Source organism: Mucilaginibacter sp. AK015 (genome assembly GCF_014200785.1).
Lineage (GTDB): Bacteria > Bacteroidota > Bacteroidia > Sphingobacteriales > Sphingobacteriaceae > Mucilaginibacter.
Map to the genome: position 1 here is coordinate 181,831 of NZ_JACHCV010000001.1, position 25,111 is coordinate 206,941.

General features: G+C 44.2%; 23 protein-coding genes. 13 read left to right on the plus strand and 10 right to left on the minus strand.

Annotated elements, in window-relative coordinates:
- Nucleotides 1-215: 215 nt before the first annotated feature.
- The gene (locus HDC91_RS00765) at nt 216-1,655 is read left to right on the plus strand and encodes a DUF3943 domain-containing protein (protein ID WP_183547525.1); all 1,440 of its coding nucleotides are present in this window, start codon (nt 216-218) and stop codon (nt 1,653-1,655) included.
- 64 nt (nt 1,656-1,719) lie between these two features.
- A complete protein-coding gene (locus HDC91_RS00770; protein WP_183547528.1) occupies nt 1,720-2,172 on the plus strand; it encodes a YciI family protein in 453 nt (150 codons plus the stop codon).
- 23 nt (nt 2,173-2,195) lie between these two features.
- On the opposite strand, the gene HDC91_RS00775 is transcribed toward HDC91_RS00770, so the two are convergent.
- Together HDC91_RS00775 and HDC91_RS00780 are read right to left on the minus strand one after the other, a co-directional pair.
- On the minus strand, nt 2,196-2,606 hold the full coding sequence (locus HDC91_RS00775; RefSeq protein WP_183547531.1) for a thioesterase family protein: 411 nt from the start codon (nt 2,604-2,606) through the stop codon (nt 2,196-2,198).
- Nucleotides 2,607-2,773: 167 nt separating this feature from the next.
- Complete coding sequence (locus tag HDC91_RS00780; RefSeq protein WP_183547534.1) at nt 2,774-4,198, minus strand: MATE family efflux transporter; 1,425 nt, start codon at nt 4,196-4,198, stop codon at nt 2,774-2,776.
- A 275-nt stretch (nt 4,199-4,473) separates the two neighbouring features.
- Here HDC91_RS00780 and rpsO point away from each other — a divergent pair, with 275 nt between their 5' ends.
- From rpsO to HDC91_RS00795, 3 genes are all read left to right on the plus strand, one after another.
- Nucleotides 4,474-4,752, plus strand: coding sequence for a 30S ribosomal protein S15 (gene rpsO / locus HDC91_RS00785; RefSeq protein ID WP_162432722.1), 279 nt, complete (start codon nt 4,474-4,476; stop codon nt 4,750-4,752).
- A gap of 130 nt (nt 4,753-4,882) precedes the next feature.
- Entirely contained in the window at nt 4,883-7,024 is a 2,142-nt protein-coding gene (gene pnp, locus HDC91_RS00790; RefSeq protein WP_183547537.1) for a polyribonucleotide nucleotidyltransferase, read from the plus strand.
- A 152-nt stretch (nt 7,025-7,176) separates the two neighbouring features.
- Nucleotides 7,177-7,446 carry a hypothetical protein gene (locus tag HDC91_RS00795; RefSeq protein ID WP_162432720.1) on the plus strand — a complete coding sequence of 90 codons (270 nt, stop codon included), beginning with the start codon at nt 7,177-7,179 and terminating at the stop codon, nt 7,444-7,446.
- Between the two features lie 76 nt (nt 7,447-7,522).
- Here the strand turns inward: HDC91_RS00795 and HDC91_RS00800 are convergent, their stop codons facing one another.
- Genes HDC91_RS00800 through HDC91_RS00810 form a run of 3 tightly spaced genes read right to left on the minus strand, consistent with a single transcriptional unit; the run spans nt 7,523 to nt 9,887 of the window.
- Nucleotides 7,523-8,158: a uridine kinase gene (locus tag HDC91_RS00800; RefSeq protein ID WP_183547540.1), complete on the minus strand. Its 636-nt coding sequence runs from the start codon at nt 8,156-8,158 to the stop codon at nt 7,523-7,525.
- Complete coding sequence (locus HDC91_RS00805) at nt 8,151-9,110, minus strand: LysM peptidoglycan-binding domain-containing protein (protein ID WP_183547543.1); 960 nt, start codon at nt 9,108-9,110, stop codon at nt 8,151-8,153. The genes HDC91_RS00800 and HDC91_RS00805 overlap by 8 nt, the downstream gene beginning before the upstream one ends.
- 21 nt (nt 9,111-9,131) lie before the next feature.
- Entirely contained in the window at nt 9,132-9,887 is a 756-nt protein-coding gene (locus HDC91_RS00810; RefSeq protein ID WP_183547546.1) for a DUF4905 domain-containing protein, read from the minus strand.
- 100 nt (nt 9,888-9,987) lie between these two features.
- Here HDC91_RS00810 and HDC91_RS00815 point away from each other — a divergent pair, with 100 nt between their 5' ends.
- A complete protein-coding gene (locus HDC91_RS00815) occupies nt 9,988-10,467 on the plus strand; it encodes a Dps family protein (RefSeq protein ID WP_162432716.1) in 480 nt (159 codons plus the stop codon).
- A 121-nt stretch (nt 10,468-10,588) separates the two neighbouring features.
- Here HDC91_RS00815 and HDC91_RS00820 read toward each other — a convergent pair whose 3' ends face one another.
- A complete protein-coding gene (locus HDC91_RS00820; protein ID WP_183547548.1) occupies nt 10,589-12,067 on the minus strand; it encodes a hypothetical protein in 1,479 nt (492 codons plus the stop codon).
- 20 nt (nt 12,068-12,087) lie between these two features.
- Nucleotides 12,088-12,975 (minus strand): hypothetical protein, encoded by an 888-nt coding sequence (locus tag HDC91_RS00825; protein WP_183547551.1) that lies wholly within the window; start codon nt 12,973-12,975, stop codon nt 12,088-12,090.
- A 109-nt stretch (nt 12,976-13,084) separates the two neighbouring features.
- Here HDC91_RS00825 and proS point away from each other — a divergent pair, with 109 nt between their 5' ends.
- The 5 genes from proS (at nt 13,085) to HDC91_RS00850 (ending at nt 17,757) form a co-directional block, all read left to right on the plus strand.
- Entirely contained in the window at nt 13,085-14,557 is a 1,473-nt protein-coding gene (proS, locus tag HDC91_RS00830) for a proline--tRNA ligase (RefSeq protein ID WP_183547554.1), read from the plus strand.
- 85 nt (nt 14,558-14,642) lie between these two features.
- On the plus strand, nt 14,643-15,011 hold the full coding sequence (locus HDC91_RS00835; RefSeq protein ID WP_183547557.1) for a four helix bundle protein: 369 nt from the start codon (nt 14,643-14,645) through the stop codon (nt 15,009-15,011).
- Between the two features lie 24 nt (nt 15,012-15,035).
- Nucleotides 15,036-16,241, plus strand: coding sequence for a cystathionine gamma-synthase (locus tag HDC91_RS00840; protein ID WP_255476624.1), 1,206 nt, complete (start codon nt 15,036-15,038; stop codon nt 16,239-16,241).
- Nucleotides 16,242-16,361: 120 nt separating this feature from the next.
- Nucleotides 16,362-17,216: a TIGR02757 family protein gene (locus HDC91_RS00845; protein ID WP_183547563.1), complete on the plus strand. Its 855-nt coding sequence runs from the start codon at nt 16,362-16,364 to the stop codon at nt 17,214-17,216.
- A gap of 172 nt (nt 17,217-17,388) precedes the next feature.
- Complete coding sequence (locus HDC91_RS00850; RefSeq protein WP_183547566.1) at nt 17,389-17,757, plus strand: DUF5655 domain-containing protein; 369 nt, start codon at nt 17,389-17,391, stop codon at nt 17,755-17,757.
- On the opposite strand, the gene HDC91_RS00855 is transcribed toward HDC91_RS00850, so the two are convergent.
- On the minus strand, nt 17,754-18,614 hold the full coding sequence (locus HDC91_RS00855) for a GIY-YIG nuclease family protein (RefSeq protein WP_183547569.1): 861 nt from the start codon (nt 18,612-18,614) through the stop codon (nt 17,754-17,756). The two genes, HDC91_RS00850 and HDC91_RS00855, sit on opposite strands and share 4 nt — an antisense overlap.
- A gap of 19 nt (nt 18,615-18,633) precedes the next feature.
- The gene (locus tag HDC91_RS00860) at nt 18,634-19,692 is read right to left on the minus strand and encodes a nucleoid-associated protein (RefSeq protein WP_183547571.1); all 1,059 of its coding nucleotides are present in this window, start codon (nt 19,690-19,692) and stop codon (nt 18,634-18,636) included.
- Nucleotides 19,693-19,861: 169 nt separating this feature from the next.
- Here HDC91_RS00860 and mnmE point away from each other — a divergent pair, with 169 nt between their 5' ends.
- Nucleotides 19,862-21,226: a tRNA uridine-5-carboxymethylaminomethyl(34) synthesis GTPase MnmE gene (gene mnmE, locus HDC91_RS00865; RefSeq protein WP_183547573.1), complete on the plus strand. Its 1,365-nt coding sequence runs from the start codon at nt 19,862-19,864 to the stop codon at nt 21,224-21,226.
- A gap of 29 nt (nt 21,227-21,255) precedes the next feature.
- Here mnmE and HDC91_RS00870 read toward each other — a convergent pair whose 3' ends face one another.
- Nucleotides 21,256-23,676, minus strand: a complete 2,421-nt coding sequence (locus HDC91_RS00870; RefSeq protein ID WP_183547576.1) for an ABC transporter permease — start codon at nt 23,674-23,676, stop codon at nt 21,256-21,258.
- Between the two features lie 278 nt (nt 23,677-23,954).
- On the opposite strand from HDC91_RS00870, the gene HDC91_RS00875 reads away from it, so the two are divergent.
- Nucleotides 23,955-25,103, plus strand: coding sequence for a hypothetical protein (locus tag HDC91_RS00875; RefSeq protein WP_183547579.1), 1,149 nt, complete (start codon nt 23,955-23,957; stop codon nt 25,101-25,103).
- Nucleotides 25,104-25,111 lie beyond the last annotated feature (8 nt).

Below are 25,111 nucleotides of genomic sequence, written 5' to 3' on the forward strand. Positions count from 1 at the left end.
CCTTCGTCAAAAATAAAAAACTTTACCACAGGTAAACTATAACAGGTGCGTTAAAATTCTTCTATTTATTAGATATTAGATTTATTGTTTAAGGCAGCGCAGAAACATAAATAATATTATTTTTTAAAACATTTTTCAGCGAAACGCTTTATAGTTAAATGTTATTTTACAGCACTTGCTGACGATAACTAAAACCTTTATCAAAGCATAATACATTGAAATTTTTGCCGCGCCTTTTTATAGTAGTATTTTTAATGTTTTGGTTTGCGGCTCCTGCCAGCCTGTTTGCCCAAACCGCCCAGGATGCCGAGAGGCTAATTGTGGATACCGTGCCCAAGCCTAAGCCCAGGCGGTCAAAAGTGCCTTTTTTTGGTACTGTGCCACCAGAGACCAAACGCTTTGGGCGCGCAGCGGCCGAGTGGGGCCTGGCACAGGCAATCCCTTTTAGTTATGGTAAGTTTATAGCCCACGCCCCATACTCAAATGTTACCGGCGCAACTATTTGGCGCAACTTAAACCCCGGCAGCTGGCAATGGGATAAGGATATATTTCGTACTAACCAGTTTGGGCATCCGTACCAGGGCAGTTTATATTTCAGCGCGTTTCGCAGTAACGGGTATAGCTTCTGGCAATCGGCCCCGGCTGCTGTCGCGGGCAGTTACTTTTGGGAAACCTTTGGCGAGAATGAACACCCGTCGCCTAACGATTTTGTAAATACCAGCTTTGGCGGAATTGTGCTGGGCGAGATGAGTTACCGCCTCTCTAATAAAATAGTGAACAACCGCCACCGCGGTTTTGGACGCCAAATGGAAGAGATAGCAGCGTTTTTAACCAACCCTATGAACGGCCTTAACCGCTTGCTTGACGGTAAATGGGGCAAGGTTTACGGTAACCCGCGCGATAGGGATTCGACGCAGGTGTCAGGGGAGTTTGATCTGGGCGCACGTACGTTTAACAGCATTACCGGTACCGTTGGCGGCCATGCTAAGATCGGTATATTCGGCCGGGCTAAATTGATATATGGTAACCGTTATAAAGATTACAGCACCCCGTTCAGTAATATCTATATCAATATTGAAGCGGGTAAAGATGATAGTTCGGTGGTGAACCTGGTTAGTGTGTACGGATCTTTGGCGGGTTGGGAAATACGATCTAACCGCGATCTTAAACATTTAGCGATACTAAGTGCCAACTATGATTACATCAGTAACGAAGCTTTTTTTTACGGCGCGCAGAGCGTAAAGCTAAACCTGTTTTCGCGCTACGACGCAGCAAAAAAAATAAAGTTTAACACCAATGTGGGCACAGGCCCGGTGTTATTGGCTGCTGTGCCTAACACCTACAACTCTAATGGCCGTAATTACGACTATACATCGGGCTTTAGCGTAAACGGCGGCGCGGGAATAAATGTAAATGAAAAGTTTTTTGCGGGTTTTGATTACCGCGGGGGGTGGCTTTTTACCGTTAATGGTAATAAATCGCACTATTTTCTGCATACCGCTACCACTGAGCTGCGCTATGCCTGGTCAAAAAAACTATCACTGGCGGCCGAGTCGGGGTATTTCTTCTTGCGGGGGAAATATGATGAACATCCTGATGTTAATAAACGATACCCTTATGTGCGGGTATCTACCCGGTACAGTGTAGATTTTTAACATATCGAAATATACTGCAAAACGAGGATGTTTAACTATTTTAGTTGTACTAACCAACCCCGCAATGAAAAAGCTACTCCTGCTTACCCTGCTATGCATTTTTGCCTTTGGCACAAAAGCCCAAAACACCCAATATAACAAAGCCCTGGCCGACTCGCTTGGCGCCGATGAGTACGGCATGAAAATGTATGTACTGGTGATATTGAAAACGGGCGAAAATAAAACCCCCGATAAAACCACTATTGATAGTTTATTTAAGGGGCATATGGCCAATATTGGCCGCCTGGCTGCAAATGGCAAATTGGTGGTTGCCGGGCCAATGGGCAAAAACGATAAGAACTACCGGGGCATATTTATTTTTAACGCCAAAACCGTTGAAGAAGCCAAACACCTGGTAGCGACAGATCCTGCCGTTAACAGCAAGCTACTTGATGCCGAATTTTATCCCTGGTATGGATCGGCAGCGTTACCGGTTTACCTGGAAACTCATAAAAGGATAGAGAAGAATAGTCATTAAGCCATATAGCGCGAGGCGGCGCGTTATATCGTGTAATGTTCAATAACATCCTCGGGCACTTTAACGCCACGGCCGGTGGCCATATCTATCATCACATAATCAAAATAACCATCGCAGCAAACCTTATTGGTGGCTTTGTTGGTTAGGGTGAAGGCAACCCGGCAGCCTTTGTCGTTTATCGTTTCGATGCCGGTTTTAACGATGAAGTGATCGCCCATGGTAAGTGCGCGTTTATAGTCGACGTGTGCGGTGCGCACCACCCAGCCAAAGCCGCGCTCCATAAATTTCTCCATAGCCATGCCGTAGCAACGTTCCATCTGGTCGTAACGGGCGGCAAGTACATAATCAAAATACTTGCTGTTATGCACATGCTGAAACATATCTATATCATCGGGGCGTACACGCAGTTCGGTCTCAAAGGTGGAGTAGGGCATGGTTCGAAGTTAGAAGTCAAAAGTAAAAAGTTAAAATGGGAATTGTTATTTTAATACTCTTTTTACAGTTGTAATGAGATGCCGAAACAAGTTCGGCATGACATGAGTTCATTTTATCTGCACATCTGCACATCTGCACATCTGCACATCTGCACATCTGCACATTCCTACACCATCGTTTTCTTCCATTTACCTTTCTTAAACAGTATATAGGCTGCTATAGTTAACCCGATCTCGGCAACCGGGATAGCAATAAATACACCGGTTGGCCCCATATCAAAATACTTAGCCAGCAAGTAAGCAAAAGGTATCTGGAACAGCCAAAACGTGAAGAAATTTATTTTGGTGGGTGTCCAGGTATCGCCGGCGCCGTTAAAAGCACTTGTTAATACCATGCCCATACCAAAAATGATGAAGCCGCCGCTTAAAATTTGCAGCGACCGGGTGGCTACTTTTTTTACCACATCGTCATTGGTGAAGAACGAAGAAAAGAATTGCCCGCATGTTAAAAACAACACACTAACTATTCCCAGAAAAACCACCGTGTATTTTATAGTTTGGAACACCGATTGTTCGGCCCTGTCTACCCGGCCTGCGCCAAGGTTTTGGCCAACCAGCGTGGCGGCCGCGTTGCTAAGGCCCCATGCTGGCAGCAAAAAGAACATCATTAACCGTAACGACGTTTGATAGCCCGCCGAGCCTTGGTCGCCGCCGGTGGTGGCAACCAGCTGCGCCAAAAATATCCAGCTGCAGCTCGCGATCACAAATTGCAAAATACCCGGGGCGGCCACTTTTACAATAGCTTTAATTTGGTGCCAGTCGGGGATAAAATAATTCAGGCGTACCCTTAAAGCGTTTTTATTATTGAACAAGTTATAAACCTGGTACAATACGCCCAGGCTGCGGCCAATAGTGGTTGCAATAGCCGCGCCGGTTAAGCCAAATGCGGGAATAGGACCAAGGCCCCTGATAAACACAGGGCACAATATGATGTTGGCTATATTGGCTATCCACAGGCTGCGCATGGCAATAGCCGCATTACCGGCGCCCCTGAAAATGCCGTTTATTAAAAATAATAATACGATAATGATACTGCCGGCCATCATGATACGCACGAACGGCGTGCCATGATCGGCTGTTTCGGCCGACGCGCCCATCAAAAGCAGCAGATCGCGGGCGTGTAACCATCCAAAAATGCTGATCAATAAATTTACAGCTACCGCTATAACAACGGTTTGCATCCCCGCTTTTGACGCCGCCTCAGGGTTTTTTTCGCCAATGCGGCGGGCTACAACAGCTGTGGCAGCCATGCTTAAACCTATGGCTAACGAGTATATCACGGTCAGCACAGATTCGGTTAACCCAACGGTTTGAATGGCGTGGCTACTGTTTTTAAGATGCCCCACAAAATATAGATCGACCAAAGCAAATACCGACTCCATAGCCATTTCAAGCATCATGGGTATGGCTAACAGCACTATGGCCCTTTTTATGCTGATGGCGGTAAGGTCAACCTGCTCGCCTTTTAATGATTGTTTTAAAACGCTTAAAAATGATATTACTTTGCCCCGGGGCTTTACGGTTTGCGACATACTATAGGTTAAATTAACTGGTGCTTTGCTAAATATACACTCTTTACGGTTTTATATGATAAAATGTAACTTTACAAATCTATACTGAAATATATTTGCCTGTGCTGTGCATAAATGACATAATGAGGGGTATATTGCGACAAATAATAGTTAAAGTTAAAAATCGGAAGTAGAAAGCGTTTGAAATCTTTGACCAAAGACTTTAAACTACCGACTTTAATACTTACCTTTGCACACAATTAATTAAGTATTCACGCTTTAGTATTATTCACGTAATGTATTTAAGTAAAGAAGCAAAGGCAGAGATCTTTGCAAAACACGGTAAAAGCGCAACCGACACAGGTTCGACCGAAGCACAGGTAGCATTATTTACCACACGTATCGCACACTTAACCGGGCACCTGAAAAAGAACAAACACGATTTTTCGACCCAGTTATCACTGCAAAAATTAGTAGGTAAACGCCGCGGATTGCTGGCATACCTATACAAAAAAGACATTGAAAGATATCGTGCTATTATCAAAGCTTTACAGCTTAGGGATATTATCAAATAACTTTTCTTATTTTTTTAAAAAAAGCCGTCCGCATATGCAGGGTGGCTTTTTTACTTTTGAAACAATATACACACACATAAAAAACCGGTGCGCTCCCAAAAGATGAAAAGCGCACTACAACACAAAAAAGATGAGTTTAAATGTAATTAAAAAGGTTATTGATTTAGGTGACGGCCGCACCATTGAGATCGAAACCGGTAAACTGGCCAAACAAGCCGATGGCTCGGTAGTAATTAAAATGGGCGACACCATGTTATTGGCTACAGTGGTGTCATCGCCCGAAGCAAAAGAGGGAGTTGATTTTTTACCACTTTCTGTTGACTATCAGGAAAAATATGCTGCTACCGGCCGTATCCCCGGTGGATTTTTACGTCGCGAGGCGCGTTTGTCAGACTACGAGGTATTGATCTCGCGTTTGGTTGACCGTGCACTGCGCCCGATGTTCCCTGAAGACTATCATGCTGATACACAAGTGATGATATCATTGATATCTGCTGATAAAGATATCATGCCTGATTGCCTTGCTGGTTTAGCTGCATCAGCGGCTTTATCGGTTTCTGATATCCCTTTTAACGGGCCGATATCTGAAGTACGAGTCGCTAAAATTGATGGACAGTTGGTTATCAACCCAACTTTAAGCCAATTGCAAAATGCAACCTTAGAATTTATTGTTGCCGGCAGCGAGCACGATATAAATATGGTTGAAGGCGAAAGCGCCGAGATACAGGAAGAAGAATTGGTTGAGGCTATAAAATTTGCCCACACTGCTATTAAAGTGCAATGTTTAATTCAGAAGGAATTAACGGTTGAAGTTGGCAAAACCCAAAAACGCGTTTACAACCACGAGCACAGCAACGAGGAGTTGAAAAAAGCCATCTACGCTGCTACTTACGATAAAGTTTACGCTACCGCGGCCGAAGCATCTGCAAAAGATGAGCGTGCTGCTAAATTCAAAGCCATCCGCGATGAGTATATCGAAACTTTAGGCGAGATTGACGACATCACCAAATCTCTTGCTAAAAAATACTACCACGATGTTGAGTACGACGCTATACGTAACCTGGTATTAGACGAAGGCAAACGTTTAGATGGCCGCACCACTACCCAGATACGCCCGATATGGAGCGAAATTGGCTACCTGCCATCTGCCCACGGTTCGGCTGTATTTACACGCGGCGAAACGCAATCGTTAACCACCGTAACACTAGGTGCTAAAGACGATGAGCAAATGATAGACGGCGCGTTCATCAATGGTTATCAAAAATTCTTATTACACTACAATTTCCCCGGTTTTTCAACCGGCGAAGTCCGTCCTAACAGGGGTGCAGGCCGTCGCGAGATCGGTCACGGTAACCTGGCAATGCGTTCTTTAAAACGTGTTTTACCAGCCGAAGATCAGAATCCTTACACTATCCGTGTCGTATCTGATATTTTAGAGTCAAACGGTTCATCATCAATGGCTACCGTTTGTGCGGGCACACTGGCTTTGATGGATGCCGGTGTTAAAATTACAGCGCCGGTATCTGGTATCGCGATGGGACTGATCACTAATGAAATGGGTACAAAATATGCTATCCTTTCTGATATTCTTGGTGATGAAGACCACTTGGGCGATATGGACTTTAAGGTAACCGGTACCTCAAAGGGTATTGTTGCGGTACAAATGGACCTGAAAATAAATGGTCTTTCATACGAGGTGTTAACCAACGCGTTAAACCAGGCTAAAGAAGGCAGGTTACACATCTTAGGCGAAATGGCTAAAACCATCAGCGCGCCGCGTGAGGATTACAAACCACATGCACCGCGTATCGTAATGATAAAAATTGATAAAGAATTTATTGGCGCCGTTATTGGGCCCGGCGGTAAAATCATCCAGGAAATGCAGCGCGAAACCGGTGCTACCATTTCTATCGAGGAAAAAGACAACCAAGGCTTTGTACAGGTATTTGCCGATAACAAAGCGGCTATTGATGCAGCCTTAAGCCGCATTCGCGCTATTGCTTCTAAACCTGAAGTTGGCGAGATATACGAAGGCAAAGTAAAATCAATTATGCCGTTTGGTGCATTTGTTGAAATTATGCCCGGTAAAGACGGTCTATTACACATATCTGAAATTGACCACCGCAGAATTGAGACCATGGACGGTATCTTTAATGTAGGCGACGAAGTGCGTGTTAAACTGCTTGATGTTGACAAACAAGGCAAATTGAAGCTGTCGCGTAAAGCTTTACTGCCCCGCCCCGAAAATAACAAGCCGGCCGAAAATAAATAACCGGCCTATCAAAGTAAAACCCTCTAAGTTAGAGGGTTTTACTTTTTAACAAAAAAAGTTTTTTTAATTAAAACCAAACGTAAGTCTTAGTTGTTAATTTTAGTTAAGTATAGTTATATCAGCGGACATTAAAGCCGATCCCTTTATTGCAAATGACATCTACTACTAACGATCCTTTAGACTTTCTCAATAATTCACCCGGGGTGCAAAGCGGTGCGCAAACCGATCTGATCCAGAAATTATTGTACGAAATTATAAGGGTAAAAGAGTTAATTACTTATTACGATTCCATCCCTAATGGTGCAGGGCAGCTCGGCTCGTCTATTTTAACAGAGCTTGTTACCGAAGCTTATAACTCTTTGGTTAACTACGATACCATTTTAATGAAAAAATACTACGATCTGCTGCTTAACTGTGATTGATACCTGAATTTTCAGTAGTGAAATCGCATAATACAATACCTTATTCCCAATGCAAAATAGGTCTGTGGGGTGATATTTACACTAAAACTTTCTCGCGCAGCTCCTGCGAAATTGCTTCCGTTACTTTGATAATATCAGCTGCTTCCTGTGTGTTATTGATAACGATCTTGTCGCACACATCCCGGTAGGGCAGCAAATACTCTTTATAAGCCGGTACCACGTGGTTTATCCATTTATAGTAGGCGTCTTCGTTAGAGTAGCCGCGTTCGTGCAGATCGCGCTTTAAGCGGCGCTGCAGGGCTACTTCTTCGTCGGCCTCAATAAATATGGTCATGTCAAGTATGTCCTTAATTCTGCCGAAGTGCATAATAAAAAGGCCCTCCACAATAATAATAGGTGCCGGCTTTATTTCAAGCATTTTAGGAATAACATCCGGGTTATTAAAGGTATATTCCTGTTTAATGAACGACTCGTTGTTCAACAACTTAAAAATGTCGCTCTCAAAATGGTCGTAGTCTATGGTAGAAGGGAGGTCAAAGTTATACTCTTTGTTCTCCTCCTTGGTCATGGTATGCCCCACCGGAAAGTAATAATCATCCTGCGATACCAAACACACTTCGTCATCTCTAAAGTGTTCCAAAAAGCATTTTAAAAAGAAAGTTTTGCCCGAGCCACTCCCTCCGGCAACACCAATAACATAAGGTTTATTCATTAGGTGTACCGTAGCTGATGTTTACTTGAAAACGTTTATCCAGTGCGCCCAATGCTTCGGCCACGTTTTTGGTCATTACAATGATAGCGTCGCGGGTCGACTGGCTGTCGGTAAACCGGCCAACAACCTTAGCAAAAGTAGTTCGGTTATTCATAGGGTTGGTAATGCGCATAACTGTGCCAATAGGGGCAGTACGGTGCAGTATCAGTTTCTTATTAGGATCAAGGCTGGTGTCATCTATCCAGGTAGCTACGCCTTTTTCATTTTTTTCGAACAGGCCATAACGGTTTGTAGGAATATGCCGGTCCAGGCTGTCGGGGGCAACATAGGTCGAATCGCGATTAGCCGTATCGGCATTTGCGTCTGCAGCCGGGGGCGGCGGGGTAGCGGCAACCCCGTTAGGTACCAATAAAACCTGGCCTGTAGCTAAGCTGTTTGATTTAAGCTTGTTTAAAGCGGTTAAGGCCTCAACCGTTGTGTTAAACCGTTTGGCAATAGCGTACAGCGTTTCGTGTGCCGAAACCTTATATTGCTGGGACGTTGCGCCGGCAGTATTATTTTTTTCGGTATCAGGCGCAGCTTTCTGATCTGCGCTTTGAGGCTGCTGCTGTTTGTTTGGTTGAGTTTTTACAGATGCCTGGTTATCGGGTTTAGCTGGCGTTACGGGCGGTTGAACCACGGGCGTAGGCTCTACAATCGATCTATCAGTAGGTACCTTTATAACATGGCCAATTTGTAAAGGGGCGTTGTTATTAAATTTTTGAATGATTTTTGGACTAACACCATAACGGCGACCTATAGAATAATAATTGTCTTTCGGGTCCAGTTTATGCAGTATCACTTTTTTGCCGTTAAGGTTTTCTACCCCAATAGAATCAGGAAGGGCAGTTGCATATAAAGCAGAAGTTAAGCCGAGCAAAATAGTAGATAACAGTAGTATTTTAAATTTCATAATAAATTCTTATTCAATAATTTATAGTTTTAAAACCTTTATTTCGGTACGGTTTTTAATATAAATTAAAGCGCTTTTATGTAATACAAACGCCTCTGGTTGTAATTTTTGTATACCCTGGTTCAATAAATCGTGGTAAACTATGTTACCGCCGTTCATGATATACAGATGCTGTTGCAGAGCGCCGTTTTTTAAAGTGTGCAAAGATACAATTCTGTAACTATTATGGTTTAGGAAATGCACCATGTTTCTGTAAGGTTCTTCGGGTAAAACATCTATAAGTACCTGGTCGGCGGGCACCATATCGGGTATGACGATAAAATTCTCAAAAGGTTTATCCAGGTTTGCATCATAAGTCCTAACGGTTTTACCCGTGGCCACATCAACCACAAATAATTTTTTTGGCTGAAGAGCGGTATTGTATACCCCCGGGCCATTTACCGTTAAATGGTCAAACGCGAGGCTGTAATTACTCCACACTTCTTTCGGGTCAGTTGCATCAACAGCAATAATGGCGCTATGCTCGGGGCTTGTTTCATGTTTATAGTAGTGCAGTAACATCACTCCCTTATAAAGGGCCTCGATGCCCGTTAACCACCGCTCGGGGAGCGTAAACGAATCAAAATATACCGCGCCTGTTAAAAGACTTATAGATGTAAAGCTGGTTTGCTTATTGTTGCTATTACGTACTTCAATGCCGATTATATCCGTTTCGCCGTCAATTTGCAGGCGCCACACGTTGCCGTCAACGGTATGGGATATGAAGGGTTGTAGCATTGTCATTTGAGTGTGCAAATATGGGTATTAATATTAAAAGTGCTTAAATTTGATAAACAAAGCCCGAGAGCGGCTGTTATCACCAAAAAAATCATATATCATGGACGCTGAAAAAATTAGCCTCGAAGAAAAGAAAGTAAAACCGGTTGTTGATCACCTGAACGATCTGCTGGCAAATTATCATATTCATTATCAAAAATTGCGCGGCTGCCACTGGAATGTTAAGGGCAAAAGCTTTTTTACGCTACACGTAAAGTTTGAGGAGCTGTATACCGAAGCCCTTACTACTATTGACGAGCTGGCCGAACGCATACTTACCCTGGGTAAACCACCATACAGTACGTTTAAGGACTATATTGGTACATCAACCTTAAAAGAAGTTAACACAATCGGTATGAAAGATACCGATATGGTTAAGGCTTTAATAGAAGATATGGCCACCCTGATAGAAATGGAGCGCCAGATACTGGATATAACCGCCGATGCCGGTGATGACGGCACCAACGACATGATCAATCGTTTTATGCAGTTTAAAGAAAAGAATACCTGGATGCTGCGGTCTTTTGTGAATGAAGATTGAGGGGATTGAACAGAGATTTGCGATTAGAGGTTAGGCCTTAGTTAAATCTAAAAACAAAAAAGCGATGAGTAGCCTCATCGCTTTTTTTATGATTGCAAACTGCAAACTTTTTACTGCAAACTTAGAACCGGTAACCAAGTGTTAAATATGCATTATCATTGCTGTTCTTCAACATGGCCGCCGGGCTTGCGCTGCCAATATCATAAGGGAATATATTTTGACTGCCGCTTGAGTGAGCATAGGTAGCATCTACATAATAGCTGCCAAAACGCAGGCCAACACCGCCGCTTACTGTTTTTATGTCGCTGCCGTTGTCTTTACGGGCATCGCCCTGAATGCCATAACCGCCGCGCAGCATAAAGAAGTTTGTAAGGCGCGCTTCGGCGCCAACATGCGCGTTAATGGCAGATTTGTACAGGCTTTTTATATCGCCGTTATCAATAAAATCTGCATTATAGTCAGAACTGCTGCTCAGGTGGGCGGCGCTGTAATCAACGTATTCCACATCGCCGGTAATAAAGCCAAAATGTTTTATAAATACTGCTGCGCCGCCTGCCAATCTTAGCGGGGTGCGCATGTTATAGTTTAGCGTGTAATCGCCGGATTGATTATTGTTTTGCGCGTTGTTGCCGATCTTGGAACTGAGCCCTTCGTAATAAACATCGTCAATATTGTAAAAAGTAGGAGAGGTGAACACCGCGCCTAAACGTACCGCTTCGGTAGGTTTGTAAATAACACCCAGCCTGGCGCTAAATCCGGTTCCTTTTGTAATTTGGTTTTGCGAGTAAGCCGAAGAAAAATCGCGGTTAACGGGCGCGCCGCTTTCAAGTACCGACACGGTACCGTCTTCATAAAAAGTACCGAACGATTTGTAGTTGACATCTGTAAAACTAAGGCCCAAACCCAAGTAAAATTTATTGCTGTAATTGGCGCCGAAGGAAAGGTCGACGCCCGATTGACCGCCGCTGCGATTAATGACGGCTTCCTGCGCGGTTGAGCCCACATTGTTAGCCCTGTACTCGGCGGTGGTTGGGGTTAAAGCGTACTGGTCTATTAACTGATGATCATACGCCCAGCCGGCCAATGTACCCTCACCGATGCCAAACTCGTTTGCCTGCGATGCAAAATAAGTGTTAATGGAGTTTGATCCGTTTGCGCCGCTGTAGTGGATATTTTGGTTAAAATCGTTGGTGCGATTAAAGGCCACGCCATAATTTACGCTTAACCAACCTTTATTTTTATCGGCGCCGGCAGGTTTGGTTAACTGGTTATAAATAACCAACCCGGCATGGTTTAAATTACCGGTGTTACGCGAAGCGGTACCCGTTTGCCCCAGGTAGGTGGAGTTTGATTTGGCTCCATCATACTCGGGCGTAATGCTAAACTCCGATCTGGTAAAAAAGCCTAAGCCGGCCGGGTTACCGGTTATGTTGCTCAGGTCGCCGCCAACTGCGGTACCGGCATTACCTACTGCTTTTATGCGCGAGGTAGATCCCGTTGTAGTTTGCGAGAACCGGATGGCATCCTGCGAGTACTGGGCAAAGCTATTTTGGGTAAGTGCTACTATAGCAATTACACTTAGTATATATTTTATTTTCATAAACTTTAGGTATTTTATAATTAGTTCCTTACCGGCCTGCCGCCGCCACCGCCACCGCCGCTGCTGCCCGAGCTGGAACCGCCACCACTGCTTCGGCCGCCACCACTACTATTGCTTGAAGGTGAAGAACGATCTACGCTTGGCTGATAAGTTGGCACATCATTACGTACGCCGCGGGTAGCACGTGTATCGCCATATACAGGCCTGCCGCTTGTTTGGCCACTGTTGCCCCCGCGCGAGCCCCTGTTTGGAATATAACCAATACCAGTGTTTCTATCGCCATAAGCGGTACGGTGTGTATTGCCGAATGAACTGCCCGGGCTGCCGTTGCCCCTATAAGGGCGCGCATTACCGCGGTTGTATGCCGAATATACGCCCCAATACCCTGAGCCGCCATAACCGGTCCCCCAGTATGAGTAAGGCGAGTAGCCGTAACCACCCCATGGATAACCATAGCCGTAACCACCCCATGGGGCGCCGTAACCAAAATTGCCGTAGCCATATCCCCAAGGATAGCCAAAACCGCCGCCTAAACCCCAGTATGAATACGGCGAGTAACCATAACCGAAGCCAAGGCCTATACCAAACCCGCCATAGCCGTAGCCATAAGGAGAATAGCCGTAATATAAATTATCATAATATCCGAAAGGAGAGTAATAGCTGAAACGGTTTATACGCGAAGCATAATCATCATAATAAAAATAATCATCCTCATCGCTGTACTGGTCGTCGGTGTCCTGGTTGTACTCTTCATTTCTGGTGATATAAACAGGTTCTTCGGCAGCCGAAGCATGCGAAAAATACACATCGTCGTCGTTCTTAGAGGTGAATGCGGTTTTGTTAACGGAGCAGGAACTCAGCGCTACCGCGCCAATCAAAATAATTCCTTTAATAAGGTTCCTTTTCATTTTGTTTTGTAAGGATGTAAAGTTCAAGGTCAAATAAACGTATAAATTTATAAATTTGGGCGCTATTTAATTTAATAACAAAGTCAATTTCTATTCCAAAGATCAATATATGAGCAAAGGTGTTATTAGTAAAGACGAAGATTATTCGCAATGGTTTAACGACTTAATAATTAAATCTGACATGGCCGAATATTCGCCTGTCAGGGGGTGTATGATCATTAAACCGTATGGGTACTCTATCTGGGAAAAAATACAGGCGGTGCTCGATAAAATGTTTAAAGAAACAGGGCACCAAAACGCTTACTTTCCGTTGCTTATACCAAAATCTTTTTTTTCTAAAGAAGCCAGTCATGTGGAGGGCTTTGCTAAAGAATGTGCCGTGGTTACCCACTACAGGCTAAAGAACGACGGCGATGGTAATATTGTTGTGGATGAAGACGCAAAATTAGAGGAAGAATTAATTATCCGCCCAACATCGGAAACCATCATCTGGAATACCTACCGGGGCTGGATACAAAGCTACCGCGACCTGCCCATACTGGTTAACCAATGGGCCAACGTGATGCGCTGGGAAATGCGAACCCGTTTGTTTTTACGCACCAGCGAATTTTTATGGCAGGAAGGACACACCGCTCACGCAACATCTGAAGAAGCTGTAGCCGAAACAGAACAGATGCTGGATGTTTATGCCGACTTTGCAGAAAACTGGATGGCATTGCCGGTGGTAAAAGGCCGTAAAACGCCAAACGAACGTTTTGCCGGCGCTTTGGATACTTATTGTATTGAAGCCCTGATGCAGGATGGCAAGGCCTTGCAGGCAGGAACATCGCATTTTTTAGGGCAAAATTTTGCCAAGGCATTTGATGTAAAGTTCACCACTAAAGATAACGTGCAGGATTTTGTGTGGGCAACCTCGTGGGGGGTATCAACCCGTTTAATAGGCGCGCTGATCATGGCCCACTCTGATGACGCGGGTTTGGTACTGCCGCCAAAATTGGCGCCTATACAGGTTGTTGTAGTTCCAATCTACAAGCACGCCGAAGAATTGGAAAATATCACTACATACGTGAACGCTTTAGCAAAAGAGCTTAGGGCTAAAGATATCAGCGTAAAATTTGATAAGCGCGATACCCATCGCCCGGGCGCAAAATTTGCCGAGTACGAATTGAAAGGTGTGCCTTTGCGCGTTGCTATTGGCAGCCGCGATATGCAGAACGGTACTGTTGAACTTGCCCGCCGGGATACCAAAACCAAGGAAACGGTAAACCAGGAGGGCCTTGCCGCGCACATTGAAGCGCTGCTGGAGGAGATACAGGCAAACATCTACAAAAAGGCGGCTGATTTCCGAGCGGAAAACACCACCGAGGTAGATAATTACGACGAGTTTAAGCGCATGCTTGACGAACAACCTGGCTTTATATCGGCCCATTGGGACGGCACCGCCGAAACGGAACAAAGAATAAAAGATGAAACTAAGGCAACAATTCGTTGTATACCTTTGAACAATAAGCAGGAACAGGGCAAATGCATCCTGACGGGTAAACCGTCGACACAGCGGGTGTTGTTTGCAAGGGCGTATTAATTTAGTGAGTGGTTGATTGAGTTGAATGGTGAGTGGTTAGCTGCACATGCTATTGATAAAAAACTAATAAACTAAATTAAACAAAGTGGCCTCATTTACTGAACTGGAAACTTGGAAGCAATCAAGGAAGATCAGAAATATAGTTTCTGATCTTGTTAAGAGATTCCCGGTTGACGAAAAGTTTAGGTTAGCAGACCAGATTATTCGTTCTTCACGTTCAATTGGGAATAATTTGGCAGAAGGGCATGGCCGGTTTCATTATCAGGATAATATCCGTTTTTGTATTATGGCAAGGGGGTCGCTAACGGAAACATTTGACCATTTAATCATCGCATTGGATGAGAAGATTATTACTGAGGAAACTTTGCAATCGTTTCAACCAGAGTATGAAAGTTGTTTGAAATTAATAAATGGATATATTCAATATTTAAAAAGTAAGAAAACGGGCGAGTAGTGCGATAGTATATTATTAGAGTGGTTGAATTGTGCCACTTGCCGATATACAACCACTCACCACTTAACCCAATCAACCACTCACCATCCTATGAAATTCGGAACCAAAGCAATACACGCAGGGCAGGAGCCCGACCCAACTACCGGCGCTATCATGACGCCGATATACCAAACCTCGACCTACTGGCAAAAAACGCCGGGCGATAATAAGGGGTATGAGTACTCGCGCGGTACAAACCCAACCCGTAAGGCGCTGGAGGATTGCCTGGCAGCTTTAGAGAACGCTAAGTACGGACTTGCTTTTTCGAGCGGTATGGGCGCTACGGATGCGGTAATGAAACTGCTTGCCCCCGGCGACGAGGTGATAACCGGCAACGATCTTTACGGAGGATCGTACCGTATTTTTACTAAGATCTACGCTAACTATGGTATTAAGTTCCATTTTTTGGATCTGAGCAACCCGGATATCATCAACCAATATGTTAATGATAAAACAAAGTTGATCTGGATTGAAACGCCAACCAATCCAACCATGCAGGTGGTAGATATCGAAGCGGTGGGCAAGATAGCGAAAGCAAATAATTTACTGTTTGTAGTAGACAATACTTTTGCCTCGCCATACCTGCAAAACCCTATCGACTTAGGTGCCGATGTGGTAATGCATTCGGTCACCAAATACATTGGCGGCCACAGCGACGTAGTGATGGGTGCCCTGATGCTGAACGACGAAGAGCTTTACAAGAGGCTTTGGTTTATTTACAACGCCTGCGGCGCTACACCCGGCCCTATGGATAGCTTTTTGGTGCTGCGCGGCATAAAAACGCTGCACCTGCGAATGAAAGCCCATTGCGAGAACGGCCGCCAGGTTGCCGAGTTTTTAAAAGACCACCCGCGGGTAGAGAAGATCTACTGGCCGGGCTTCCCCGATTCAAAGAACCACGACATCGCTAAAAAACAAATGCGCGATTTTGGCGGCATGATCTCGATCGTTTTAAAAGATGCCACGCTTGAGGATACCTACCGCATTGCCGGTTCTTTTAAAGTATTCTCTTTGGCCGAGTCGTTAGGCGGTGTAGAATCGCTGATCAACCACCCGGTAAGCATGACGCATGGCAGCATCCCCAAATCCGAACGCGAAAAGGCCGGAGTGGTAGATAACCTGCTGCGCCTAAGCGTAGGGGTAGAGGATATAGAAGATCTGCTGAAAGATTTGAAACAGGCGCTGGCTTAAAGCTGAACGCGTAAACATAACCGCGCGTCATTGGGAGGTACGAAGCAATCGTCGATGTTCAGGTAGCTAACTTGCGTGTCGAAGATTGCCACGCTATCGCTCGCAATGACGCTTTTTATTATGAACGATAACCTCAAAGCCTTCCTCGACCAAAAAGTTAGCCAATACAACCGCCCCGAGTTTATTGCTAATGACCCGGTGAGCATCCCGCACATGTTTACCAGGAAACAGGATATCGAGATCATGGGCTTTTGGGCAGCTACACTGGCATGGGGGCAACGGGTAACCATCATCAATAAATGTAAGGAATTGATAATCCTGATGGACGGCGCGCCATATGATTTTATCATCAACCACCAGGAACCCGACCTAAAGAAACTGCTGCACTTTAAACACCGAACCTTTAACGACATCGATACGCTATATTTTATAGCATTTTTTAGATGGCATTACACAAACCACCAGTCATTAGAGGATGCATTCATCCCCCCAAATAAATTTGTCATCCTGAACGATAATGAAGGATCTATCGGCGGTCAGATTCTTCGTGGTGCTCAGAATAACAAAATAGTAGAGGCAGCTCTCAATCACTTTCGCTCTTACTTTTTTTTGCTGCCCTATTTTCCGCATCGTACTAAAAAGCATGTATCGTCGCCCTCGCAAAAATCTACCTGCAAGCGATTAAATATGTTTTTACGGTGGATGGTACGGAAAGATAATAACGGCGTTGATTTCGGCATCTGGAACAAAATAAAACCAGCCGACCTGGTGTGCCCCTGCGATCTGCATGTAGACCGTGTTGCCCGCCATCTTAAACTCATCACCCGTAAACAAACCGACTGGCAAACCGCGGTTGAGCTTACCGAAAACCTGCGCGAACTTGACCCGATAGACCCTGTTAAATACGATTTCGCTTTGTTTGGGCTGGGTATAGAACAGCGCTGGGGGATAGAGGGAATACTGCCGGAGTTTTAGATTTATTTTACCGCTGTCTCATTTCGATAAGTCGGGCAAGTTTGTGGGATAGCGCGAAGAGAAATCTTATACGCCATACTTCGTTTAGAAATGTTCATTGCTTATTCTTGTATAAGATTTCTCCTCATACCTCGTTCGAAATGACAATTTTTACAGCTAAATTGCGGTTAATATGGCAGCCACAGAAGAATACCACCTATCCGATTTCTTGCATGGTAAAAGCGAACATACGCTTGCCCTGTTCAATCAATTTATCAACCAGTTTAACACTATCGGGCATGTTGAGGTAGTGCCGCTGAAAAGTATGATAGGGCTGGATAACGGTCATAAACGCATTGCTTACATCACCCAGTTGGGCAAAAACTTCATTCATGTGGTATTTCCGTTCAAACAGGAGTACCCCGATAACCTGTGCTTCCAGAAAATAGCGCAGGTACCCGGGCAGCAGCAGTTTAATCATCACTTTAGGATGCTGAACTTAGACGACGTGAACGAAGAGGTGCTTGGGTTTATGGAAATGGCTTTTGAGGGTGAGAATTAAATTTGTGCTTCAAATTTTTTCAATGTAATCCCCTCGTCTGTCGTCCATTCACCGGGCCCGGTTGCGGACCTTCCTAATATCATCGCTGCAGCGCGAGAAGAAGAATTAAAAGTGTACGGCTTTGTTGAAATCAATGTATCACCATTGTCCAACAAAATTCCATCAATAATCATTTTGGCCTTTTCGTTTCTTATACTTTCTGATAGCGAAGGTTGCCCATCTTTAATAAAAGTGCTATTGTCAAAAACTATAAATCCTTCAGTTGACGGACTACCATACGCCAATGCACCTGCATTATTCTTACATATAAAAGTAATTTCCGTGTGTTTATTGACTTCTAATGTCTCTTGTATATTTTCAAATATATTATGACCCAAAGTGGAAGTCAAAAGCTTAATATTAGATAAGAACTCTTCTAACTCAGCTTGCTCTGCTTCTGAAACGCCCGATAAAGTTGGGGTGTTAGTATTAAATATGTAAAATCTATTGGCAAGATTTCCAATACTATGCATCTTGTTCTCAAGAAATTTTATGCTAGCCTTATTTAAATATTTGTCTTTACTTACAAATATTATCACTTCATTCCAAAAATCCTTTTTTATAAGATGTTCCTTGATCCTATCAATAACAGGCTCACCCTCGCCAATATACGCAGCGCTTTCATTTTTTTCATTTTTACCGAAAAGGATGTAAACACCAGGACTCCTAAATTCTTCTCTTGAAGCATATTCTTTTACTTTTATACGCGGGATTTTAAAAGCTTTTCCTGTCCAGTTTGATAATTCCGCAGAAATAAGCCCATTTACATTACCCTCAACTAAAAAAAGACGTATAGTTTTACCAAATGAATTTGACATATAACGAATTTAGAAAATTTTATGCTTCTTCCTTAAAATAAACCTTATAGTAATTCATCGCTTTATCATCATCAAAACCTTTCTCGATCAGCTTATTATCACCATGAATATAGATATGGAAGTTCTTATCCAACTTTAAAACACTTTTGTAAACGCGGGCTTGCTTTTTTACGGCGTTGCCTGATATCTCGAAGCTATCCGCTATTTTGGTGTCAAACTCCTCCTCGTACTGGTTTTTAAAGTTTTTAAACGAGGTTATGGCTTCGGGGTTGCTGATCACTTCCTCGCTAAATTCATCAAGGTCAAAGGTTTCCTTCTCCTTAAAGTATTTCATTGAGCGGTTAAGCAGGTCTATTTTATCAGCCTTGCTCATTTCAAACTCATCATCAAGCTTTTGGGTAACAAAGTTTTTGTAGATGCCCAGCGTATTGCTGGTTTGGTTAAAGCTATCGTTGCGGATCTTGAGCTGTAAAAACTCATCCTTCCAGTAAACAGCGGCGTCCTGCCCGCCGCTAACTTTGTCAACCACTACCACTTTATAGCCGTTCTCTTTTTCGATATTGAATAGCAGCACACCTTTATCCAGTTTGTTTATGTTAATGGCATCCTGCTCGTAATCGACCGCAAAACCCCCGTTGTCGGGGTAAACTCTTATGTAGGTCTCCTTATTTTCTGATTTAAAAATGCCGATGGCATCCAGCAGATCACCTTCTATCTGCACATTGTTAAAATATACCACGTAAAGTTCACCGCCTTTAATGTTAGGGTGGGTACTAACCTTGTATAGGTGTTTGGCGATCTGTTCGCTCATTTCATGGAACTTTTCCTTGTCCTCAAATACTTTTGTAGCAAAATTATGCAACTCGTTCAGCGCCAGGTCGCCGCTACTGTGCATCAGGTGGTAAACCTCGTTAGCTTTTTCAAAGGGCTTTAAAAAATACTGCATGAGCAGGGTAGGGATGATCTCATCCTTTAACTCGAGCGGGTTTTCAGACAGGGCATACATTTCACTGGCCGACTGGTTACCGACGTGATGTACGGAAATAGTATTGAGCGAGGCTTCAAAAAAAGTTACCATAATGTGGCTAAATTAAGATTTTTAGTTCATGGTAATTTGCGACTTTTGTGTCAACCCGGATTTATTAAATTAAAGAGCCTGGAAAAGCAATTTTAGCGCTCAAAAAACCGCTAAAAAAGTCTAAAAAACTCAGGAAAATTTGGGGAAAATTAAGTTAGATAACGATCAAATGATCCAACAACAAGATACCATAGTAGCGTTGGCAACCCCGAATGGTGCAGGGGCAATAGGCGTGATCCGTCTTTCGGGGCCGGATGCCATCACCATCGCGCAAAAGGTTTGGAGGGGGAAAGACCTCACCCAACAAGCTTCGCATACGCTGCATTTCGGGCGTATTGTTGACGGCGATATGGAGCTTGATGAGGTTGTGGCTTCATTATTTGTTAGCCCGAGGTCTTACACGCGCGAGAATGTGGTAGAGATATCCTGTCACGGCTCTAATTACATCATCGAATCCATTATCAGGCTGCTGATAAAGAATGGTGCACGCGCCGCCAAGGCAGGTGAATTTACGCTGAGGGCATTCCTCAATGGTCAGCTCGACCTTTCGCAAGCCGAGGCCGTTGCCGATCTTATCGCATCAAACTCTAAAGCATCGCAACAGGTAGCCTTACAGCAGTTGCGCGGTGGCTTTAGCAACCAGCTACAGCAACTGCGCGATCAATTGGTGCAGTTTGCATCGCTGATAGAACTTGAACTTGACTTTGCCGAGGAGGACGTTGAATTTGCCAACCGCGACCAGCTGAAAAAGCTTACACATGATATTACCCGGATTATTGGCAGCCTGATAAAATCATTTGAGCTGGGCAATGCGATCAAGAACGGCGTAAATACAGTTATCGCGGGTAGGCCAAATGCAGGTAAGTCAACCTTGCTAAACGCTTTACTGAATGAGGAGCGTGCCATAGTAAGTCACATCCCGGGCACCACGCGCGACACCATTGAGGAGGTTTTGAATATCAAAGGCATAAACTTCCGCATGATAGATACCGCAGGCATCCGCGAAGCTACCGATACAATTGAGCAAATAGGCGTACAGCGCACCATGGAGAAAATAAGCCAGTCGGCTTTGTTATTGTACGTTTATGATGCCGGGGAGATAAGCCTTGCCGATCTGAACGCCGATATAGAAAGCCTGCAAAAGCCCGGTATTACCATGCTGATAGTAGCCAACAAAGCCGATCTGCTCAACGCCGAACAATTGTCGGTGCTGCCGCATACTGATAAGGCCATTATCATATCTGCCAAAGAAAAGCAGCACATTGATGAGTTGAAGCATAAGATATACAATGCCGCGGTAAAAGAACAATTGACGGGCCACGAAACACTGGTAACCAACATACGACACCTGGAAGCCCTGCAAAAAACAGAAGAAGCCTTATTGCGGGTACTTAACGGTATAGACAACGTTACCTCCGACTTCCTGTCGATGGATATCAAACAAGCCCTGCACTATCTCGGTGAAATAACGGGCGCTGTTACAACGGACGATTTATTGGAGAATATATTTAGTAAATTCTGTATCGGTAAATAGCCCCAACCATAACGGTGCTTTAATGACCATCATTCGCTTCGTAAACTTTTGGTTGGGTTGGCAAGCGCTGCTTTTATAGCTTGATAGCCTATTGTGACTAAGGCAATAAGCGTAGCTGTAATACCGGCAATAGCAAGCACCCACCACTGTATATGGATACGGAACGCAAAATCAAGCAGCCACCTGTTCATAGCGTACCAGGCTACAGGGAGCGCAATAACTGAAGCAATAATAACAAGCTTTAAAAAATCTTTAGAAAGCTCCACAACAATTTGCTGTATGCTGGCGCCTAATACTTTACGCACACCTATCTCTTTCACCCGCTGCGAAATGGTAAAGGCAGATAAGCCAAATAACCCCAGGCAAGCGATAAATATGGCTATACACGAGAAAATAGTAAACAATTTGCCCTGCTGCTGCTCGGCCGTGTACAGTTTTTGAAAGCGCTCATCCAGAAAGGTATAGTCAAAAGGGGTTTCCGGTTGATATTTTTTCCACGTTTGTTCAATGTTACTCAACGCTGCATTAATGTTACGGCCATCGATTTTAATGGCTACACGCCCGTAGTTGCTATTAGCGAAAGCGGGCATACGCATAATCATCGGCACAATGCTCTGGTGCAACGATTCGAAATGGAAATCGTTTACCACCCCGATAATTTTGCCTTTAACGCCGCCATAGCTAATGTCTTTGCCAATTGCGTTTTCAGCGCTTTTCCAACCAAGCGCACTCACCGCTGCCTGATTTAAAATATAGTTTGTAGTGTCAGTAGGATAGTCGCGGCTAAAGTTGCGGCCGGCTGCAATCTTGATACCGTAGGTAGGTATAAAGCCATAGTCGGTATTCACATATTTTACGTCGGCGTTCGTGCTTTTTTGGGTGTTATCGTCAAAAACAGAGATGCCCTGATCGTCAAGTAAGCGGCCGGAGGGGAGGCGCGACGAACGGCTGATAGAACTTATCAGAGGCGAGCGCATCAAATCTGCCTTAAAACTTTCAAATTGCTCTGCCGGTACACCACTCCCTAACGTTACTATATGATCTTTGTTTAATCCGAGCGATTTACCCTGCATAAATTGTAGCTGCTTAAATACAACAATAGTAGCTACAATAAGCACGATAGATATTGAAAATTGGGTAATTACCAGCACTTTACGGAATGACAAGCCGCCGTTTCCTACCTTCATGATCCCTTTAAGCACTTTTGACGGGTTGAACGACGACATAAAGATAGCGGGATAAATGCCGCTGAGTATCCCTATTATAAAAGGCACAATAAGCACCGGCGCCAATATAGCAGGCTGTAGGACGGTATGTATGGATAAACCTAATTCCGAAGCCTTGTTGATCGCTGGGATGGATAAGGCCGTGATAACGAACGCCAAAGTGAGCGATACATAAGTGATCAGGACCGATTCTCCTAAAAATTGACTGATTATTTGCTTTTGCTGTGCGCCAATTACTTTTCTGATACCAATTTCTTTCGCTCTTAAGGTTGAACGGGCGGTAGAAAGGTTCATGTAGTTAATGCAGGCTATCAGCAAAATAAACAAGGCAATGGCCGAAAATATATAGACACGCTTAATATCGCCGTTCTGATCTATCTCGCTATCCAGATGAGAATATAGGTGGATATCAGCCAGCCGCTGTAAAAACAACTTTGTACCTGCCGATGGTTTGTTGGTGCCATCGTGGGGCATGTATTTGTCTAAGAATGCAGGGAAGCGGGCCGTCATACCGGCTACATTGTATTTAGGGGGCAACAGCAGGTAAGTGTAAAAAGAGTTATTTCCCCAGTTGGTTTCCAACCCCTTTCGGCCGTACACAGCGGTGTCATTTAAAGTATTAAACGACATCAGCATTTTAGGGCGCAGGTGCGAATTAGCCGGAAATGCCTTGTAAACGCCCGTCACTTTAAAATTAAACTGGTTGGCAAACCTTATCTCTTTATTTATCGGGTTTTCGTTACCGAAATATTTATGCGCCAGTTCTTCGGTCAACATAACGCTGTAAGGCTCCGTAAGGGCCGTTTTCGGGTTGCCTGCAATGGTTTTAACCGTGAAAAAGTTAAAGAAGTTTTCATCGGCGAAAGCCGATTCCTTTTCGTTAAATAACTTGTCTTTATAGCGTAAGGTGACGCCGCTATTCGGGTAAACCCGGGTTACCTGCTTTATATCAGGGAATTCGTTTTTTAATAGCGGGCCAAAGGGCGGGGCCACCGCGCCCAGGTGCAAATTAACAACACCATCGGTATTGTTAAAGCTGCGGGTAACGCGGTAAATATCCGCTACGTTGGTATTGAACTTATCGTAGCTCAGCTCATTAATTATGTAGCAAAGTATCAGCAGGCAACAGGTTAACCCAATGGTTAAGCCCGAGATATTGATGAAGGCTATAAATTTATGCCTGCCGAAATTGCGAAAGGCGCTGCGCAGATAATTTTTGATCATGGCGGTAAGCGGTTTTAATATAATAAGTACTGTTAAAATGCATGCCTGTTATATAAATACCTGATTTTTAATAAATTAAAATAAAATCGCATCGCTTACACTGTTCGGTGACGAAACGGGAGTGTTCGGTAATGATACAGTTTTGAAGCACGATTATGCACATACGCTTTGATACCGTCAAGCGTGTAAACACCTGAAAATTTCCGAATTTTCTTGAAAAAATTATACTTTTTTCTGGCTGATTAATGAGTAAATTAGTACAACCAAACTTTAATCGCATGACTACTTCGCAAAAGGACGAACTGATCAGTGAACTGCTGGCAAACCGCATATCATTGCCAAACTTTATATCCCTGAGGGCGGAAGTTGATGAGCGCGACCTGTCAAATATCATACAGCGTATCTACGACCTTAATGACGAACAGGTAAAAAAAATTGCCGCTTTAGCCCCGCTAATGGCTAAAGTTGATGCCATTAAAAATCAACAGCGTAATGGCAAATTCATCGCGAAAATAAAAAACGGTTTTCGGGGGAAACCCGGAAATAAGGTTATCCTTGTTGAGGGCGATTCATGGTTCAATTATCCCATACTGCTCAGTGATGTGATAGACTGGATAGGGATGGAAAGCAACATGGCAGTTTACAGCCTGGCTTCGGGCGGCGACTGGCTGCTGAACATGCTTAGCGCCAGGAAATACGTAGAACAACTTTCGACCATGCATCCCGACGTATTTATCTTAAGCGGCGGCGGTAACGACCTTGTGGGCAGCAACCGCATAGCTGCAATGGTAGATCCATCGGGTAAAATGAATGAACTTAGCCATAGCGAGTGGGCGCAACGCCTGATGAAGCCCGGCGGCGCCCCGATTAATATGGACCGGTTTGAAAACGGGTTGGCCTACTTGTCGAAAGATTTTTTCGCCTTGCTAATGTTCTTTCAGCTGCAGTATTATAACATCTTCAACGGCATCCTTACTTCAGGGTCGGGCGATCCTAAGAAAGGGAAATTTCCTGGTATTAAAATAATTACCCAGGGTTATGACTATGCACAACCCAGCCGAAGGCGCGGCTTTGGTATAAAACCCTGGCGGTGGTATAAACCATTTGCGCGCATTTTTTTGGGGCACGGCAGTTGGCTAAAAACCCCGCTTGATCTGCGGGGCATAAGCGACGAAAACGTACAGCGCGATGTAGTTTACGCCATGATCTATCTTTTTAATGAAATGATGATAGAAACCGGACAACTTTTCAAAAATATCGCGGGCTATGATTGCGTGTTTCATATCGATTCGCGCGGGAGCGTAGGGGATGACGGCTGGACGGATGAACTGCACCCCTTGCCGGCGAAATTTCGTAACACGGGCAGGGCCTTTATTAATTGCATTAATGGTTTGCCGCCAACCAGCGGTTTGGTTTATAAAGTATAATCTTTAAG

What these genes read in the sequence shown, in the direction of transcription:
- HDC91_RS00770 (WP_183547528.1), top strand. Translation starts at nt 1,720, where the DNA reads ATGAAAAAGCTACTCCTGCTTACCCTGCTATGCATTTTTGCCTTTGGC.
- HDC91_RS00775 (WP_183547531.1), bottom strand. Translation starts at nt 2,606, where the DNA reads ATGCCCTACTCCACCTTTGAGACCGAACTGCGTGTACGCCCCGATGAT.
- HDC91_RS00780 (WP_183547534.1), bottom strand. Translation starts at nt 4,198, where the DNA reads ATGTCGCAAACCGTAAAGCCCCGGGGCAAAGTAATATCATTTTTAAGC.
- rpsO (WP_162432722.1), top strand. Translation starts at nt 4,474, where the DNA reads ATGTATTTAAGTAAAGAAGCAAAGGCAGAGATCTTTGCAAAACACGGT.
- pnp (WP_183547537.1), top strand. Translation starts at nt 4,883, where the DNA reads ATGAGTTTAAATGTAATTAAAAAGGTTATTGATTTAGGTGACGGCCGC.
- HDC91_RS00795 (WP_162432720.1), top strand. Translation starts at nt 7,177, where the DNA reads ATGACATCTACTACTAACGATCCTTTAGACTTTCTCAATAATTCACCC.
- HDC91_RS00800 (WP_183547540.1), bottom strand. Translation starts at nt 8,158, where the DNA reads ATGAATAAACCTTATGTTATTGGTGTTGCCGGAGGGAGTGGCTCGGGC.
- HDC91_RS00805 (WP_183547543.1), bottom strand. Translation starts at nt 9,110, where the DNA reads ATGAAATTTAAAATACTACTGTTATCTACTATTTTGCTCGGCTTAACT.
- HDC91_RS00810 (WP_183547546.1), bottom strand. Translation starts at nt 9,887, where the DNA reads ATGCTACAACCCTTCATATCCCATACCGTTGACGGCAACGTGTGGCGC.
- HDC91_RS00815 (WP_162432716.1), top strand. Translation starts at nt 9,988, where the DNA reads ATGGACGCTGAAAAAATTAGCCTCGAAGAAAAGAAAGTAAAACCGGTT.
- HDC91_RS00820 (WP_183547548.1), bottom strand. Translation starts at nt 12,067, where the DNA reads ATGAAAATAAAATATATACTAAGTGTAATTGCTATAGTAGCACTTACC.
- HDC91_RS00825 (WP_183547551.1), bottom strand. Translation starts at nt 12,975, where the DNA reads ATGAAAAGGAACCTTATTAAAGGAATTATTTTGATTGGCGCGGTAGCG.
- proS (WP_183547554.1), top strand. Translation starts at nt 13,085, where the DNA reads ATGAGCAAAGGTGTTATTAGTAAAGACGAAGATTATTCGCAATGGTTT.
- HDC91_RS00845 (WP_183547563.1), top strand. Translation starts at nt 16,362, where the DNA reads ATGAACGATAACCTCAAAGCCTTCCTCGACCAAAAAGTTAGCCAATAC.
- HDC91_RS00850 (WP_183547566.1), top strand. Translation starts at nt 17,389, where the DNA reads ATGGCAGCCACAGAAGAATACCACCTATCCGATTTCTTGCATGGTAAA.
- HDC91_RS00855 (WP_183547569.1), bottom strand. Translation starts at nt 18,614, where the DNA reads ATGTCAAATTCATTTGGTAAAACTATACGTCTTTTTTTAGTTGAGGGT.
- HDC91_RS00860 (WP_183547571.1), bottom strand. Translation starts at nt 19,692, where the DNA reads ATGGTAACTTTTTTTGAAGCCTCGCTCAATACTATTTCCGTACATCAC.
- mnmE (WP_183547573.1), top strand. Translation starts at nt 19,862, where the DNA reads ATGATCCAACAACAAGATACCATAGTAGCGTTGGCAACCCCGAATGGT.
- HDC91_RS00870 (WP_183547576.1), bottom strand. Translation starts at nt 23,676, where the DNA reads ATGATCAAAAATTATCTGCGCAGCGCCTTTCGCAATTTCGGCAGGCAT.
- HDC91_RS00875 (WP_183547579.1), top strand. Translation starts at nt 23,955, where the DNA reads ATGACTACTTCGCAAAAGGACGAACTGATCAGTGAACTGCTGGCAAAC.